This window comes from Streptomyces sp. NPDC051310 (genome assembly GCF_044455245.1).
GTDB lineage: Bacteria > Actinomycetota > Actinomycetes > Streptomycetales > Streptomycetaceae > Streptomyces.
Map to the genome: position 1 here is coordinate 1 of NZ_JBITEO010000021.1, position 16206 is coordinate 16206.

At 69.0% G+C, this 16206-nt stretch carries 13 protein-coding genes and 1 pseudogene; 7 read left to right on the plus strand and 7 right to left on the minus strand.

From position 1 onward, the window contains the following. Positions 1-402: pseudogene (locus ACIA79_RS26040) on the minus strand (hypothetical protein); the annotation flags it as partial. A gap of 591 nt (positions 403-993) precedes the next feature. Here ACIA79_RS26040 and ACIA79_RS26045 point away from each other — a divergent pair. Next, positions 994-2322, plus strand: coding sequence for a S41 family peptidase (locus ACIA79_RS26045; protein ID WP_399430757.1), 1329 nt, complete (start codon positions 994-996; stop codon positions 2320-2322). Positions 2323-2729: 407 nt separating this feature from the next. Here the strand turns inward: ACIA79_RS26045 and ACIA79_RS26050 are convergent, their stop codons facing one another. Next, positions 2730-3251 carry a hypothetical protein gene (locus ACIA79_RS26050; protein ID WP_399430758.1) on the minus strand — a complete coding sequence of 174 codons (522 nt, stop codon included), beginning with the start codon at positions 3249-3251 and terminating at the stop codon, positions 2730-2732. Positions 3252-3473: 222 nt separating this feature from the next. Between ACIA79_RS26050 and ACIA79_RS26055 the strand changes: the two genes are divergently transcribed. The 4 genes from ACIA79_RS26055 (at position 3474) to ACIA79_RS26070 (ending at position 8499) form a co-directional block, all read left to right on the plus strand. Further along, positions 3474-5057, plus strand: a complete 1584-nt coding sequence (locus ACIA79_RS26055; protein ID WP_399430759.1) for an ISL3 family transposase — start codon at positions 3474-3476, stop codon at positions 5055-5057. 42 nt (positions 5058-5099) lie between these two features. Then, positions 5100-5687, plus strand: a complete 588-nt coding sequence (locus ACIA79_RS26060) for an SMI1/KNR4 family protein (RefSeq protein WP_399430760.1) — start codon at positions 5100-5102, stop codon at positions 5685-5687. A 935-nt stretch (positions 5688-6622) separates the two neighbouring features. Next, a complete protein-coding gene (locus ACIA79_RS26065; RefSeq protein WP_064070239.1) occupies positions 6623-6865 on the plus strand; it encodes a DUF6411 family protein in 243 nt (80 codons plus the stop codon). 1331 nt (positions 6866-8196) lie between these two features. Beyond that, a complete protein-coding gene (locus ACIA79_RS26070; protein WP_399430761.1) occupies positions 8197-8499 on the plus strand; it encodes a hypothetical protein in 303 nt (100 codons plus the stop codon). Positions 8500-8697: 198 nt separating this feature from the next. On the opposite strand, the gene ACIA79_RS26075 is transcribed toward ACIA79_RS26070, so the two are convergent. Both ACIA79_RS26075 and ACIA79_RS26080 read right to left on the minus strand, forming a co-directional pair. Further along, complete coding sequence (locus ACIA79_RS26075; protein ID WP_399430762.1) at positions 8698-9066, minus strand: STAS domain-containing protein; 369 nt, start codon at positions 9064-9066, stop codon at positions 8698-8700. After that, on the minus strand, positions 9063-10508 hold the full coding sequence (locus tag ACIA79_RS26080; RefSeq protein ID WP_399430763.1) for a PP2C family protein-serine/threonine phosphatase: 1446 nt from the start codon (positions 10506-10508) through the stop codon (positions 9063-9065). The genes ACIA79_RS26075 and ACIA79_RS26080 overlap by 4 nt, the downstream gene beginning before the upstream one ends. Before the next feature lie 1665 nt (positions 10509-12173). Here ACIA79_RS26080 and ACIA79_RS26085 point away from each other — a divergent pair. Continuing rightward, positions 12174-12638, plus strand: a complete 465-nt coding sequence (locus ACIA79_RS26085; protein WP_399430764.1) for a YybH family protein — start codon at positions 12174-12176, stop codon at positions 12636-12638. A gap of 111 nt (positions 12639-12749) precedes the next feature. Here the strand turns inward: ACIA79_RS26085 and ACIA79_RS26090 are convergent, their stop codons facing one another. From ACIA79_RS26090 to ACIA79_RS26100, 3 genes are all read right to left on the minus strand, one after another. Beyond that, positions 12750-12881 carry a zinc-binding dehydrogenase gene (locus ACIA79_RS26090; RefSeq protein ID WP_399430860.1) on the minus strand — a complete coding sequence of 44 codons (132 nt, stop codon included), beginning with the start codon at positions 12879-12881 and terminating at the stop codon, positions 12750-12752. After that, positions 12851-13441, minus strand: coding sequence for a zinc-binding alcohol dehydrogenase family protein (locus ACIA79_RS26095; protein WP_399430765.1), 591 nt, complete (start codon positions 13439-13441; stop codon positions 12851-12853). The genes ACIA79_RS26090 and ACIA79_RS26095 overlap by 31 nt, the downstream gene beginning before the upstream one ends. 307 nt (positions 13442-13748) lie before the next feature. Next, a complete protein-coding gene (locus ACIA79_RS26100; RefSeq protein ID WP_399430766.1) occupies positions 13749-14558 on the minus strand; it encodes an alpha/beta fold hydrolase in 810 nt (269 codons plus the stop codon). A 293-nt stretch (positions 14559-14851) separates the two neighbouring features. Here ACIA79_RS26100 and ACIA79_RS26105 point away from each other — a divergent pair, with 293 nt between their 5' ends. Then, the gene (locus ACIA79_RS26105) at positions 14852-16198 is read left to right on the plus strand and encodes an FAD-binding oxidoreductase (RefSeq protein WP_399430861.1); all 1347 of its coding nucleotides are present in this window, start codon (positions 14852-14854) and stop codon (positions 16196-16198) included. Positions 16199-16206 lie beyond the last annotated feature (8 nt).

The following is a 16206-nucleotide window of genomic DNA, read 5'->3' on the forward strand; positions in this document are numbered from 1 at the left end:
CCCAGTTGTAGGTGAGGCGCACCTCGCTCTTGGCGGCCACCGCGTGGTCCTTGAACCCGAGGATGGTGTCGGGGTGGGTGATGGGCACAAAGGTGGGCGCCTGGCCGCCATGAGTGCGAAGAAGCCGAGCGGAACCGTCATGGCGAGGTTCCACAGCCCTTGCGTGGTCCGGAAAGGCTCGAGCACATCGTGGTTGACGACGCACTGGCCGCTGGCGGGGCCGCTGCCCATGAAGGTGACGCCGAGGACTCCGGCAACTGTGGCGGCGAGGCAGGCGAACCAGACGCCGTGCGGGCTGCGCAGGCGGCGGGCGAGCAGCCAGGCCCCGGCGCCGAAGACGAGCGCGACCAAGGTGCAGGCGACGAGGTAGCCGTAGTGGTCTTGGAAGATGGCGGTAAACACGGTCGGTTCCTTGCTGACGTTATATCAAGAGCGGTGCGGGGCCCGCCTGGACGAAGACGGAACCCCGCGTGCTGTCGGTTCAGCAGTGGGCAGCAGGCGTCTGGAAATGGCCGCCCGAGTAGTTCAAGATGCCGACGCTGTTCAGGCACAGCGAACTGGGGCTCGCCTTCCACGACCTCGTCACCGTCTGGCCGGAGCTGATGGTGAAGTAGGACGAGTAGGTGGTGGATCCGTTCATGTTGTAGCCGAGGCGGACACTGACGGAGGAGCCACCGGACTTGTAGTAGGTGGTGTTGATGCCGGTGCCGTACGTCGGGCCCCCGCTGCGTCGGCCAAGGCCCGGTCCTTGCCTCGAGCTGCCCCGGCCCTACCCGGCTGGATCTCGAGCCCGTCGCCCAGGATGCCCATGCCGTTCCTTCCGATCGGGGTAATGGTTACGGACGCGTCGTTACTTGCCCATGCCCGCCAAGGCGGACAGCCGGCGGCCGTAGCCCGACTCTCACGGGCTCATTCAAAACCGTCTAACGAAGTGATCTCCGAGGTGGTTGGATCACTCCGGAACCGATGATCCAGGGGTGGGAGGTGGCGCGGATGAAGCCGTGGGAAGTCGACGACGCACTGTGGGCGGTGATCGAACGTCTGCTGCCCACGGTCAGGGCCGCCCTGCCAAAGGCTGCCCTCTCGGACCTCGAGGACACAGAGCCTCTACAGGTGCACCGTAGCTGCCGTCATACAGTGAAAAAGCACTGCGGCTCGGGCCCGAACGCCCTACAAGGTAATAGGATTCAGCCTTTATATGGCCAAGTTCCATGTCGTCAGAGGCAATTAGCCGTGATTGGCTATCATACCAATGCTGAGGAGCGCCAGGGCATAGGGGGAATAGTGGGTTGGGGCAAGCTTCGTTTAGCTCTTTGCGCCGGACTGGCCGCTGCACTTGCCGGGGTGACGGCGTGCGATGATCGTCCGGAGGGCACTCCAGAGCCTGGCATGTCGCCCAGCGCACGCACCTACCTATCGAAGGCGCTGGCCATCATGGAGAAGCGCTCTTTGGTACGTCATCGAGTGGATTGGGCGGAACTGCGCCGCGTAGCGTTCTCACAGGCGGAGGATGCAGGCGCGCAAAAGCCGGCTGACACCTACGGCACCATCCGCTCTGCGCTCCGCTCCCTCGGTGACAACCACAGTTTTTTCCTGGCGCCGGAACAGGCGAAAGAGCAGCTTAAAGCGTATCCTTCCGGGCCCATCGAGGGGCTGGAAAGCCGTTCCATGGCACCAGGCATCGGCTACCTCTCTTTGCCGGGCGTGCAAGGAGCGGAGGAGACATACGTCCGGTACGTACGCCAAGGCCGCGAGGCTGTAGCGAAAACAGATCGCAGCCGGCCCTGTGGCTGGGTGATCGACCTGCGAGACAACACCGGCGGGTCCATGTGGCCGATGCTTGCCGTCGCAGGCCCGATCCTGGGCGATGGCAAAGTCGGGATGTCCCTGGACGCGGACGGCAAGAAGTCAGCGTGGGTCATCATCAACGGCAGCCCGCATAACGAGAGCTCCCCCGACTACGGGGACAGCCCGGCCGTGGCCAACCCTCAGGCTCCGGTTGCCGTCCTGACCGGCATGAGCACGGCCAGTGCAGGCGAGGCAGTCGTCGTCGCCTTCCGAGGACGGCCCGACACGCGGTTCTTCGGCAAACAGACGAACGGCATTCCCACGGGGAACACGGATCACCGCCTGTCCGATGGCGGTCTGCTCGTCCTCACGGAAGCCCAAAGCGCTGATCGTACCGGTCGTACCTACGACGCTCCGATCGCACCGGACGAGGAAGTCGACATCAGCCAGCCCTCCACAGGCGCACACCAGGACCGGACCCTGGAGGCAGCCAGGACCTGGCTGCTCAAACAGGCTGCGTGCCGCCAACCGTAAGTTCTGGGCTCGCGCAAGTGACGCCACAGCCTATTGGCCGGCCAAGCCAGCGGCCAGTGGGCCAGCTGGGCGGCGGCCGAGCAAAGGATGGTGGTAGCCGGGGAGATGACTGCCACCTCCTTCCCGGAGAAGCAGCGGGTCGCAGTGCGTATCGCCTGCACCGGGGAGCTGGACCACCCCGGCAACTGGGACGCCCCGCTCCTGCCGGAAGTGCCCAGAGGAGAGGTACGAGGAGGCGGCCTCCGAGCCGTGGACGGTCGGCGGTGTGCGGCGGCTGCCTGACCCACAGCACATCGAGGTTGCCCGCCTCGCCGACGATGCTGCCGGGTCAGGTACTCCGGGCCGCACCCCCTGGGTGCTGCGTCCGGTTCGGCGCCGCGGGTCGCCGCGCTCCGTCCATTCCCCAGTCACGGCCTATCCCCCAACCGTTGGATCGCCCTCCAACGCGGGGCCTCGTCATCAGGAACGTCCGGAGACGCGAAGTGGAACGGCACGCGAAGGTAACCGGCCAGCGCCCGGCCGGCCTCGACGGCGGCAACACCAGGAGGAGGGCCATCAGACCGGTGGTAGACGGTCGCCAGGTGGCCCTCCCCCTCTGGAGCGTCAAGGACCGCGACCAGGAGCACGAACCAGTCGTGCACCGTATCGCCGTCCCAGAGCCCCTCCACCGCCGCCACACGGCCCGGGAGGGCCACGGCGCGGGCTGCGAGCGCGGGAAGATCCAACGGATCAGGCGGCGTGCGCTGCACGCGGTCGCCCAGAACCTCGTACCGCGCGTGGACCACCCGCTCGGCTTCGTGCAGGCCCACCCCCAGCGGGCGCAGCGCCTCCCAGACCGCCCTGACCGCCGACAGCCGGCGGTCGCGCAGCACGTCGGCATCGACCTCTCGGCAGGTTCGTTCCTCCAAGTAGGCCCACCAGCCGCTCACTGGGCCACCAGCCGGGATCTCAGGGTGCGCGTCACAAATTCGAACGTACGTCAGGCCCGGCGCCCGCCCCGGCCGCCCCCCTTGGTCGTGCTGTCGATTCTCGGGTTCTGGCGCACTTTCCGTGAACCACCACGCTAAGTGACGTTCGCCGGGTGGGCAGGGCCTCGGGAAGCTGCCTAAAAATGATCCGTTCTCAGTGCGGTCTGGCTGACAGTTCGACCCGTGGAAGAAGTGGTGCTCCGGCTGGAGGAGTTGCTGTTCCCTGTGCTGTCGGTCGACGTGAACGATGAGGCGGTACGCATTGAGGCCCGAAGCACGGTGGCCGGGTCCGATTGCCCTGGCTGCGGGAGCTGGTCTCGACGCATTCACAGCTCCTGCCTGCGGTTTCCCGCTGATGTGCCGAGTGGGGGCAAACAGGTCGTCCTCTGCCTACGCGTCCGCCGGTTCCACTGCCCGGTCATCTCCTGTGGGCGTCGGACCTTCGCCGAGCAGATATCGGACCTCACTCGTCGATATGGCCGACGGACCGAGCGCCTGCGGGCGACGCTGGCTGCGGTCGGCCTCGCGCTCGCCGGTCGGGCCGGGGCCCGCATGGCGAGAGTCTTCGGTTTGTCCGTCAGCCGCAGCACGGTGCTGAGGCTGGTCGAAGCCCTGCCCGACCCGGAAGTTCCCGCCCCGCGCGTCGTCGGCGTCGATGAGTACGCGACCCCCAAAGGCCGCCACTACGGGACCCTCCTGGTCGACGTCGAAAGTCGGCGTCCGGTGGACCTGCTGCCCGACCGGGAAGCCTCTAGCCTGGCCGCTTGGCTCGCAAAGCGGCCAGGGGTCGAAGTGGTCTGTCGCGATCGGGCACCGTTCTTCGCCGAAGGCGCTGCCGCCGGGGCGCCCCAAGCGGTGCAGGTGGCGGACAGGTGGCACCTCTGGCACAACCTGAGCGAGGCCGCCGAGCGTTGTGTCGCAGACCACCGCGGATGTCTGCGGGTGCTGGCGGCAGACCGAGCTCAGCCTGCCCCCGAGCCAGAAAAGTTCGAAGACCCGTCCGGCTCGCCCTGGCCACGGGGACACCGCTTCGCCGACCGGACCCGGGCCAACCACGCAACCGTTCACGGACTGCTGGCAGCCGGACTCAGCCGGAGAGCAATCGGGCGCCAGCTCCACATGACATCCCGCACCGTGAAGCTCTTCGCCGACGCAGCCACCCCGGAGGACCTATCCCACGGGCAGTGGCAGGGTCGGCCGTCCAAGCTCGACGCGTTCAAGCCCTACCTGGATGACCGCTGGAACCAGGGCTGCACGAACGCCTGGACCGTGTGGGAGGAGATCGTGCCGCTCGGCTATCAGGGCAGCTACCAGCGGGTTCGCGCCTACTTCCGGGAGAAGCGGCTCTCTCCCAACCCGATCACAGCTCGGCCGCCGTCACCCCGCGTCGTCGCCGGCTGGATCCTCCGGCGACCTGGGACCCTCCCGGAGATCGATCACCTCCGGCTCAAGGCCGTCTTGGTCCACTGCCCCGAAATCGACGCTCTCACCGGTCACGTCCGGTCCTTCGCCCAGATGCTCACCGAGCGCCAGGGCGAACGGCTACCGCAGTGGCTCGACGCCGTCCGGCAAGACGATCTCCCCAGCCTCCACACCCTCGCCGCAGGCATCGAACGTGACCGTGATGCCGTCATCGCCGGGCTCACCCTGCCCTGGAACTCAGGTGTCGTCGAAGGGCATGTCAACCGGATCAAGATGCTCAAGCGCCAGATGTTCGGCCGGGCCGGCTTCGCTCTCCTGCGGAAGAGAGTTCTTCTGGCCAGCTGACCACAGCCACCCATAGGGTGACGGGGACGAGAGAAGAGCACAATGGATCCCCGCATACCCCGCCTGCGTCGCAAGCTGGCCGCGATCCCTTTCCAACCCCTGCGCAGCCACTCCTTCGGAGAAGAGAAACACGAGTTTCGCCTTGGGCCGAAGCTGGCGGAAGCACGCGTTGCTGCATTCGAGGCCAAGCACGACATCGTCCTGCCCGACGCCTATCGGCAGTTCCTGACGCACATCGGCGGCTCAGGCGCGGCGCCGTTCTACGGCCTCATGCCGCTGGAGCGATGTTCCCTGCGGGTCATGAATCCGCGCGGAGAACCAGGGACACCCCGCGGCTTTGACGGCAGAGACCCCAGGGCCCACGGACGCGACCTCTTCCTCCACATCATCGAGATGGGCTGCACCGACGTATGCCTCATCGCGGTGACCGGGCCCCTCACTGGCCGCGTTCTCATTGGTAACAGCGACGGGTACTGGGGCCCCAACGTCTCCTCCGCCACCGACTTCCTCGACTGGTACGAACGCTGGCTCAATCACATGAGCGCCGGACGCGACAACCGGGCCCTGGAACTCACCTCGCCGAAGCTTCGCGCTCATCCAAACCGCCATCGCCTGGCTCCGAAGATCTGACTCTTCGTAATCACTCCACGGAAAGTGAGCCAGAACCGATTCTCGTGAACATTCCACCCCGGTCCTGAGGGCTTCCCGCCTACCAAATCGGTGTCGAATTGCTGTCCGATCTCGTGGCAAAGCCACCCGGACGCGAAGGCACCATACCCGCGGGCACAGGGAGCAGAACGCCCTGACCATCGGCTTGGTGGACGCCACGGGGCCATCCCCGCATGCGGCCTGTGTAGGGCCTGGGGTGGGTTGTCGCCGTCGGATGGGCCCGTCCGTCCCGCCCAGTGGTGCGGTGACTTCGGGGGCGGTCCCGCTGTGCGGCCTGGCGGCGGCCCACCGCACAGCAGGCTTGTCCGGTCAGGTCCGCCTGCGGAACCAGCGGCCACGGCCCGGCTCCTGGTCGTCCTCCGGCTCTGGCGGTGTGGCGGCCTGGAGGCGGCCGTGCCTCTCGCTCAGCGGCGGCGCCGCTCGTCCCCCGCTTCGGCCTGCGCGTACTGGCAGCGGCATCCCCGGCGTTCCAGGCCGTCCGGCGAGCGGTGGTCTCCTCCCAGCGCTGGTCGGTGAAATTCTGCCCACACCGCTTGCACACCGCGTCGCCGTCGGGATTGTCGAGCGCGTCAGTCAGGGTCTGCTCGTGCGCTCGTCCCAGGAGCCGCCACACCGCCGCGCCGGCGCCATGCTCCTGGAGCTGCTCCAGGGTAGTGACGACGACGGGCACCGCCTGGCGGTAGTCCTTCGCCGTGATCCCCCGGTGGGTGGTCTGGTACCGGCGCGGCGGCCGTACGGCGGAGTGGCCCAGGGGCCTGAGGCGACCTCGGCCGTACGGCGACCTCGGCCAGCGGCCGTACGACGGCCGGAGCCGGGGCGTGACCGAGGGTTCGACGGGTACACGAGGTCGCACACGACGAAGCGTCAGCGCACCACCGAGGAAGTGGGGTCCAACCATGATGATCGCCGGAATCATCGCCGTCTGCGTCATACTCGCCGTTCTGGCGTTCTTCCTGCCCCGCCTCTCCAAGCACCCCGAGCGCGGTACTCAGAAGACCCTCGGCCTGGGTTCCCGCGCGGGCGGCAAGGCCCCCGGCCCGCTGGGCCGCCTCTTCAGCAAGCCGTTCAGCAGCAGCTCGAAGGCGGTCGGCAAGAGTGGCTCGGCCGGCCGCCGCATGCGGGGCCACATGCCCTTCTGACCCCGCGTCCCACTCGGCCCGGCCCGCAACCCCCGTCGGCGGCCGGGCCGCGGTGTGTCTGCGAGGGCGAGCAGCAGAGTCTGCCCGCGCTGCTCGATCTCCTCGATCGGCTGACCCTCGGCCGCCGCCCTTCGCAGGCGGTGCTTGTCTCTTCGCGGCCGGTTTGTCCGGTGCTGGGTCAGCCGGATTGGACGGCGGCCGCCAGGCGGCACGACGACGAGAGGGGGCTCGTAATCGGTAGCCGACCGGCGGCACACCGGAAACCGCGTGCAGTCGTTCATGGAAGGGGCGATACGCCACGTACGGGCTTGCCGGTCTGCGCCGTGCGCAGCACCGCACCGCACAGGAGCATCCGACGGCGCGGCCGGCCCTCTATCACGCACCCCCTTGACCGCGGCCTGACCGGCGGCCGGAACGTGCTGTGTCAAGGAGAAACGTGCCGGGTGGCCTACCTGGTCAAGGGGGCCGACGCGCGCCACGCCGCACCTGGTCAAGGGATCGGCCAGCGGTGCGCGCGCCGGTGCGGTGCGCAACATCGGGTGCGGTGCACCGAGGGGGCGCAAGAGTGCCGGCCCTCGCCCGGTGGAGCGCACCTGGCACGGTGGCGGACATCGCCGTGCGCACCAGAGTGGAGTCCACTCGATGGCGTCCACTCTGGTGGGGCCCATCGAGTGGGTTCCACCCGGCTCCACCCAGTGAAGTCCACCCAGTGGAATGGACGTGCCGAGCGGGCTGCCCGGCGGGCCGCTCGACGGCGCTCAGCCGGTAGGCCGTCGAGCGCGTCGGCCAGCTTCCGGGGACAACTCCAGCCGAGCCCGCGACCTGCGCTCCATGCGGCCCTCCGTGCGCGCAGCCTCCAGCCACCGCCACACCGTGCAAGCATTCCCCGCCGACCTGCGCGCCCGCACGCACATGTGCCGTCGTCAACGCCCCGGCCGCATCGAGCTCCAGCAGCCGCGCAACCAGCACCGGCCTGGACACCCTCAACCCCGCCGTGACCTCACCCCACGCGCCCGGCTCCCCCACCCCACACCCTTCCGCTCGCGGAGACCGACACCGACCACTGTGCCTGCGCGCAGCCACCGAAGGATCAGAGGTGCCGTTCTCAAGACAGTGGAGCGGAGTGGGGTGTACGGCCTGTGACAGCCGTGCAACTGCAGATACCGCCCCACAGCAGTGACGCTGCCCATCATCAACGCCCGATCAGCGAAAACACCCCGAACTGACATGCCGTCACTGACAGTCACCCACCGACACCAAACCGGCACATCGCACTTCCGCCTTCGTGGAGTGCATGAGGTGCTTTGCACGTACTGGACGGATGCATCGCCATGAACATCGGAACCCCGACCGGCAACCCGAACGATCCTGCTGGCACCGGCTTCGCGCACCGTCCCCGTCGCCTGTCGACCGAGACGAAGTCGGCTCTGGAGACGACCGAATTCTTCATCTACCTCGCCTCCGTGGTCGCGGTACTGATCGCTTCGATGGTCGTGGGCACCGAAGAGGGACACACCGACTACTTCCGCGCCGACGAGGCATGGCTGGACATCGTGATCCTGACCGTCGGCTACATGATCAGCCGTGGGCTGGCCAAGTCCGGCAGCCGCGACCCCTACGACGAGTCCCACTAACCCGGCGGGGAAAGGCAGCATCCGTGTGCTGTACGCCGCGGCCCGACGTGCAGCGCCTGGCGGAGCGGATCAGCGCGCGTCGCGACCGGTACGTCGGTCGCGGCGCGCGCTTGGCCATGGCCCCGTGCCCTGCGGGAGGAAAGGCCGGGCCGTGCAGTGCTAGCCAGTTGTTGGCGCCGCCCTGGCGAGCGAGAGGTTTCAGGCGGTGGTGCGGTTGCTCTGGCGTGCGGCAAGCGCGGCGTCGGCGCTGGGAAAGGTGGGCAGGAAGGTGTCCATCCCGGTGACGCTGAGCAGGCGGCTCAGCCGGTCGGGGATGGCCGCCAGGGTCAGCGAGCCGTCGGCGTCCTTGGCGCAGCGCCAGATGCCGACGAGGGCGCCCAGTCCGGAGGAGTCGCAGAAGGTGACGCCCGCCAGGTCGGCGACCAGGTCGGGGTGGCCGTTCTCAAGGAGTTCCAGGGCGCGGGTCCGCACGGCGGGGGCGGCGGTGATGTCGAATTCACCGGACAGTGCGATCACGGCCAGGGTGCCGTCGGTGTGCGGGACGTCGATGTGGAATGCGTCGGTCATGGGCGTCGGTTCTCCTGCCCGACGGAGGCGTCGGCGGTCGGGGCGGCGGCGCTGTGGGCGGTAGTGGTGATGCCCGCGGGAGCGGCATCGGCTGGGGGGACGGACAGGGCCAGCAGGGCAACGTCGTCACGTTCAGTGTCGGGGAGGGTGTCCAGGAGCACGACGGTGTCGTCGATCAGGGAGCCGGCCCTGACCGGCGCCGACCGCCGGGCGAGGAAGTCGGTCAGGCCCGTGTCAGCGAACATGTGGCCATCGGCGGTGCGGGCCTCGGTCAGCCCGTCGGTGTAGAGCAGCAGGCCCTGGCCGGGCGCCAGGTGCAGGGTGCGTGAGGCGAAGGTGGCTTCGGCGATCGCGCCGACCAGCATGCCGCCCTTGGCGCGGACCGCCTCCACCCGTACACCGCCTTCCTCGGTGGGGCTCAGGTGGTAGGCGGGCGGATGGCCGCCGGTGGCCAGCGTGACCGTGAAACCGCCATCCCGGGCGGGATCGAGCAGGCCGAAGATGGCAGTGCAGAAGCGGGTACCAACCGCCGCGTCCAGCAGCAGCGCCGTGTTCAGGGCATTCAGCGCAGCCGTCGGGTCCGCGTCGACGAGGGCTACGGCCCGCAGCGTGTAGCGGGTCAATGAGGTGACCGAGGCGGCTTCGGCGCCCTTGCCGCACACATCGCCCAGGAAGAACGCCCACCGGTCCCCGCCGATGGGGAAGACGTCGTAGAAGTCGCCGCCCACTTCCTGCGGGGAGGCGGTCTTGTAGTGGCAGGCCAGCTCCAGCCCGGGTACCGCGGGCAACGCGGGAGGCACCAGGGTGCGCTGCAGGGTGGAGGCGAACGCGGCGATGGCCGCCTTGTCCCGCTCCGCCCGCAGCCGGGCCTCTTCCTCCGCCTGGCGCTTCTCCTGCTCGACCTTGCGGCGCTCCTGCTCGGCGCGCACCGCGTGCAACGCCGACAGCCGCAGCTCCAGCTGGTCACGCACGACCGCCGCCAGGTCCGCGAGCGTGGCCGAATCCGCCTCGCTGATCTCGCGGGGACGGGTATCGAGGACGTTGACCGTGCCCAGCCGATACCCGTCGGCGGTGATGATCGGAGCGGCGGCGTAGAACCGCACCCCCATCGGGCCGGCGACGAGCGGGTTGGAGCAGGCGACCGGGTCAAGCAGGGTGTCGGGGATGACAGTGGTGTCATCCGTCAGGACCGCCGAGGCGCACAGGCCCGGATCCCGGCCGATCTCGCTGACACCTTCCAGGCCGTGCGCGGCCTTGAACCAGATCCGGTCCTCGTCCACGATCGTCACCGTCGCCACCGGAACCTCGAACAGACGCGCGGCCAGCGCTGCGACCCGGTCGTAGGCGCCGTCCGGAGGAGTGTCGAGAATGTCGTAACGGCGCACCGCCGCCATCCGCGCCGCCTCGGCCGACGCGGCCAGAGGTTCCTTCGGCGCTATCACAGGCGGGCTCGCTTGCTCCGGCATAACCCTCGTTTCGCTCATCCCCCCCCGGGAAGACGCCGACCAGGCAGTCAGCACCCCAGCACTGTACCCAAACGCCACAGCGCACCCGACCCCACGGCAAGCTTCGCGGAAACAGCCGCAACTGAGCGCAGTAATCACGGAAAGCGAAACGTGACGGCCTTCGCGGCCCGGCGGTTCGTCGACCGCAGCCTGCTGGCCGACCTGAGCGCGAACCCGGACAGCGACGCTGCACCACCCCGGTCAAGTCGACCAGGTCTGCCACCCCGAGGACCTGGCGAACCTGGTCGCCCCCCGACACGCCCGCTCGGGCCCGAGCAGGCCGCCGCTCGGCTTGGGGTGCGCAGGGTCGAGTTCGACTGGATGGTGCGGCTCGGCTGGGTCCGCTCCCCACAGTCGATCGAGGTCCGCTCCGGCACCAGCCGAGCCGGAGCCGTCGATATCGCGCTCTACCCCACGACGTCCGCCGACGCAGTCGTCCCCGCCCACCGGAGGCCGACCGGGAGCAGCTGCGCACCGTGGAGAAGGGCCGACGCTCCCCGCTCGCGTCGCTGCGCCCGTACCGGCGTAAGCCTCCGCCTTCCTTCCGCCCACCCGCGTCCCACGCCGTCCGGAAGGGTGGCCCGGAGCGCGGGCGTTCTTCTCGCGAGTCACTCAAGCATGCCCGGCAGCCGGCTCCCACAAGCGTCGGGTGAGCCCAGTCCCGTCACAGTGGCAGCACCGGCCTCCCCCCGGCGTGCTGCGGGCAGCGATGGTGCCGGCGGCGTGGCGGAAGAGCCGGGTGAGGCCCGCAGTGTGGGCGTCCAGGAGCTCACAGGAGGACCACGGGGTGAGCCACAGGGGGCCATCCCCGCGGGCGCGAGCAGCAGCTGCACGCCTTCACTCCACCCCCGCCCCCGACGGGGCCATCCCCGCAGGCGCGGGGAGCAGCGGCCAGCCCTCGCCCGGTGGAGCGCACCTGGCACGGTGGCGGGCATCGCCGTGCGCACCAGAGTGGAGTCCACTCGATGGCGTCCACTCTGGTGGGGCCCATCGAGTGGGTTCCACCCGGCTCCATCCAGTGAAGTCCACCCAGTGGAATGGACGTGCCGAGCGGGCTGCCCGGCGGGCCGCTCGACGGCGCTCAGCCGGTAGGCCGTCGAGCGCGTCGGCCAGCTTCCGGGCCTTGTCAAGATCCGTGCACCAGAGGGGTGCGGCCTGGCGGATCGACAACACGTACGATTGTCTACCAGGCCCCCGCCTTACCGGCGCTCCGGGCCTGGCACCCGACAGCCTCCCCCGGCCAGGCATGTACGGCGCGTGGATAGAGTCAGAGGGCCCTGCCGAGTCAGGCCCCGGGTGGGCCGGCTTCTGCTGTGACTCCACAAGCCGGGCCCGGCACTCCCGGCAGAGTGGATTCCCACGACCCCATATTCGATGGTTTTTCTGCACTTCGCTCGCGGCGACCGTCTCTCGCCTGGCACCCAGTCGGACGGCGGACGGCGGACGGCGGACGGCCACCATGATGGATTTCCACCTTGGTGGCCGCTGTAGGACAGCCGCCGGTCGCCCGGTGCCCGGAGTCACTGTAGAGAGGAGATGAGCGGTTCACGGCGCTCCCCGGTCGCCGTCCCGGGCAGGCGGCTGACGAAGCACAGGAGGATCATGTCCAGTTCCGAAACGGAGTCCCGTGGTCCTGGCGGCGCTCCGGCACACGAGAGGGGAACCGCGTCGAGCGGACCGTTCGACCGGTCCACTCCGGTGGGCGCTGCCCGGTATTTTCAGCACTGTGTGCGTTCGGGTGATCTGGATGCCGCGCTGGACTGCTTCGACCCGGATTCGATCTACGTCACCGGGCCCGGTGCGTATGTGCATGGGCTGGAGGAGATCCGCACTGCGGTATCGGCCTATGTGAGCGTGCGGCCGGACCTGCGGGCGCATCGCTGGGCCGGTTTGGCCACCGGGGACATCGTCGCCTGGGTGGATGAGTGGACCATCAAGGCAACCTTGCCGGACGGCACGATGCTGGACATGAGCGGTGTGTCGTCCGACGTGCTGCGCCGCCGCCCGGACGGCACCTTCATCTACTTGGTCGACAACCCCTACGGCCACCAGTACCTCGACGCCTGAGTCCTCCATAGCCAATTGCCGGGCGGCTGGAGAGGGCGCGTGGCCGGCACTGGCGGCAGCCGCACCTCGCAGCGCCCGTCAGTGGGGCTCGCAGGTCGCCTGTGCGGTTGGTCAGGGCAGCAGGATGACCTTGCCGCGGTTGCGGCGGTTGTCGATGTCCTCCTGGGCCTGGGCGGCTTCCTTGAGCGGGTAGGTTCGCCAGATTTCCACCGTCAGCTTGCCGGTGGCGGCGAGGGCGGCCAGTTCGGGGAGGGCTTCGGGGGCGCGGTCGGTGGGTCCATGCCGGTGAAGCGCACTCCGTGCTGGGCGGCATCGACGGAGTCGGGCAGGACTCCGGCGCCGGAGGTGTCGAACACCGCGTCCACACCCTGCGGGGCGGCGTCGCGGACGCGTTCGGCCCAGCCCGGCCCGTAAGGCACGGCGGTCACACCCAGGGCGGTTACCCGTTCGAGGTCGCCGGTGCCGGCGGTGCTGACGACGGTGACGCCCCGGGCCGTGGCCAGCTGGGCGGCGATCGCGCCGACGCTGCCGGCAGCTCCGTGGATGAGCAGGGTCTGCCCGGGCGTGAGGTTCAGGTGCTTCAGGGCGCGGTAGGTGTCTCGCCCCACGGTGGGCAGTGCGGCCGCGGTCTCCCAGGACAGGGCGGCAGGTTTGGCCACCGGGGCGGGCATCAGGGCGTACTGGGCGTAGGAGCCGGCCGGCGTCATGCCGAACACCTCGTCGCCGTTGGTGAAGTCGGTGACGGCTTCACCAACGGCGTCGATGACTCCGGCGGCATCGACACCGGGGACGAGGGGGAACACGGCGGGGGATCAAGCTGGTCGTGGCTCGCCTTCATCCGCGATCGCGCCCCCGTGCTGCGCCGTCTGGCCGCGCGGCTACGCACGGTATGGGACCCAGATACCGTGTCCTTTTCCCACCGGTGATGTCCATCCTGTGGCCAACAGGACAGGGGGATGGGGAATCCGCATGTCCCGTCGCAATCAAGCTGGCGGTGTCACACTCGATCATTCGTGCTGACACACTCACAGCCAGTCAGCGGGGTCCCGAAGGGTCCGATACGGTGCCGGCCAGGGCGCTCCCCTTCGGTTTTCAAGCGCGCATCAGGGTTCAGTCCCGGGTCTCGACCTCCCGCCAGAAGGCGTCGACCCGTGTGTTGAACATGTCGGGAACCTCTTGGAACGGCTGATGCGCCTCGCCCGGCAACATCTCGAACTTGGCACCCGGGACCCTCTCGGCAACTGCGCGGCCAAAGTGCGGCGGTGTGGCGATGTCCAGTTCACCGGCCAGCACCAAGGTCGGCGCAGTGATCTCGGCCAGGCGGGCGAGCGTGTCATGGGTCCTGAACGCGGCGAGCTGGCGCTGGAAGGCCTCGATGGACTGCGGATAAGGGAAGGCCAGCGTCTCCTCGATGATTCGGTCCACCGTGCCGTCCGCGTGCGCCCGCGGGGTGTAGATCCACAGCAGGAACGCCTCCAGCATGGCGCGCTCGGTGGGGGCTCGCTCGGCCATCCAGTGCCAGAAGTCCGTCATCGACCGGAAGTAGGCGTCGGGGCGGCCCCATGTGCTCATGAGGACGAGGCTGCGGACGAGCCGGGGATGGTTGAGCGCCAGCTCCTGTGCGATGCGGCTCCCTCCCGAGAATCCCAAGACATGGGCGGCCGGGATGCCAAGCGCGTGCAGCACAGCGGCGGCGTCCTCGGCCATCCCGGGTACCGACAAAGGCCCCGCGGGCAGCGGCGTACGTCCGGTGCCGCGATTGTCGTACGCAGTGAGCCGGTAATGGTCGGCGAGCCCATCGAGCTGTGCCTGCCAGGCTTCGGCGGGATCGCTGAGCCCCGCGATGAGCAGGACGTCCGGACCCTTGCCTCGGCGCTCAACCCAGATCTCGCCACTGTCGGCTTTGATCAGTTCGCCCATGCCGGGCCTCCTGGAAGCGGATCTTCGTGGAGAGCTCACGCCAGCGCACCCGTACTCCCACCGTCCCACAGGTTCCGCAGGTCTGCCTGGGTCGCGGCGCCCGCACAGGCCGTGCCACTGTCCCGGATGGCGGCCTCTTCCCTCCGGGGCGATGCTGAAAACGGGAGGCGACCCCCATGAGTGAGACGCACGACCGTGGAAATGCTCCCGACCGTGGAGAACGGACCAGCACGGATACCGGTCTTCCCGGCCCCGTCCTGGATCGCTTCGCCTCACGGCTGCGCGGGCGCCTCATCCGGCCCCGGGACCGGGATTACGCGTCGGCGAGAGCACTGTGGAACGGCATGATCGACCGGCGGCCGGCGCTTGTGGCCCGATGCCGCGGTGAGGACGATGTGATCGCCTCCGTGGACTTCGCACGGGACAACCTGCTGCCGCTCGCAGTGCGCGGGGGCGGGCACGGAGTGGCCGGCCATGCCCTCTGCGACGGTGGGCTGGTCGTCGACCTGTCGGAGATGACGGACATCGACGTCCACCCCGAGAGGCGCACCGCCCGTGCGCAGGGCGGCTGCACCCTGGGAGACCTCGACCGCGCAACCCAGCGGTACGGGCTCGCCGCCCCCCTGGGGGTGGTGTCGGCAACCGGGATCGCCGGGCTCACCCTGTCGGGCGGAATGGGCTGGCTCCGGCGCAAGCATGCCCTGAGCTGCGACAACCTCGTATCGGCTGGATTGGTCACGGCCGACGGGAAGCTGCTCACCGCGAGCGGGAGCGAGAATCAGGACCTCTTCTGGGCCATACGCGGGGGCGGCGGCAACTTCGGCGTCGTGACATCTTTCGAGTATCGCCTGCATCGCGTGGGCCCCCGCGTCTTCCTCTGCCACGTGTACTACCCCATGGAATGCGCCGGGGAAGTGCTCAGGGCCTGCGAGCGGTACGTCGCGGAGGTGCCCGACGAGGTGGCACCGCTCGCCGTCCTCGGCCGGATACCGCGGGCCGAGGAGTACCCGGCAGTGGTGCACGGAGAACCCTTCGTGGCACTCTTCGCCGTGTCCACCGGCGCCGGTGAGGCCGCGGCCGAAGAGGGTGAGCGCGCACTGCGGCCGCTCCGGGAGATCGCGGAGCCTCTCTGCGACCTCAGCGAGGTCACCACGTACACCGAGGCGCAGAAGTTCCTGGACGACGACTACCCGGACGGCGGGCGCTACTACTGGAAGTCCGCGAACGCTCCCGAGCTCAGCGACAATCTGATCGAGAGCCTCACCGAACACGCCGCCGCGGCACCCTCGCCCGACTCGACCATCGACGTCTGGTACCAGGGCGGCGCTATGGCGCGGGTGGCCGAGGAGTCGACCGCCTTCGCCAACCGCGGCGCGCGCTACCTGGTCGGCATCGAGGGGAACTGGGGCCACCCAGCCGACTCGGAGCGGAACGTGGCCTGGGTCCGCGACACCTTCGCTGCCATGCGTCATTTCACCACCGGGGGCGTCTACCTCAATTTCCCCGGCTTTCTGGAAGAGGGGGAGCAACTCCTGCGGGAGGGCTACGGCAGCAACTACGAGCGGCTGTCCGAGGTGAAGGCGAAGTACGACCCCGGTAACCTTTTCCGCTTCAACGCGAACATTGCCCCGAAGGGCTGAGCGCCGCG

Bases quoted from the DNA above. Each gene is read 5' to 3' on its own strand.
- ACIA79_RS26065 (WP_064070239.1), top strand. From the start codon at position 6,623: ATGATGATCGCCGGAATCATCGCCGTCTGCGTCATACTCGCCGTTCTG.
- ACIA79_RS26045 (WP_399430757.1), top strand. From the start codon at position 994: ATGAAGCCGTGGGAAGTCGACGACGCACTGTGGGCGGTGATCGAACGT.
- ACIA79_RS26070 (WP_399430761.1), top strand. From the start codon at position 8,197: ATGAACATCGGAACCCCGACCGGCAACCCGAACGATCCTGCTGGCACC.
- ACIA79_RS26100 (WP_399430766.1), bottom strand. From the start codon at position 14,558: ATGGGCGAACTGATCAAAGCCGACAGTGGCGAGATCTGGGTTGAGCGC.
- ACIA79_RS26060 (WP_399430760.1), top strand. From the start codon at position 5,100: ATGGATCCCCGCATACCCCGCCTGCGTCGCAAGCTGGCCGCGATCCCT.
- ACIA79_RS26075 (WP_399430762.1), bottom strand. From the start codon at position 9,066: ATGACCGACGCATTCCACATCGACGTCCCGCACACCGACGGCACCCTG.
- ACIA79_RS26085 (WP_399430764.1), top strand. From the start codon at position 12,174: ATGTCCAGTTCCGAAACGGAGTCCCGTGGTCCTGGCGGCGCTCCGGCA.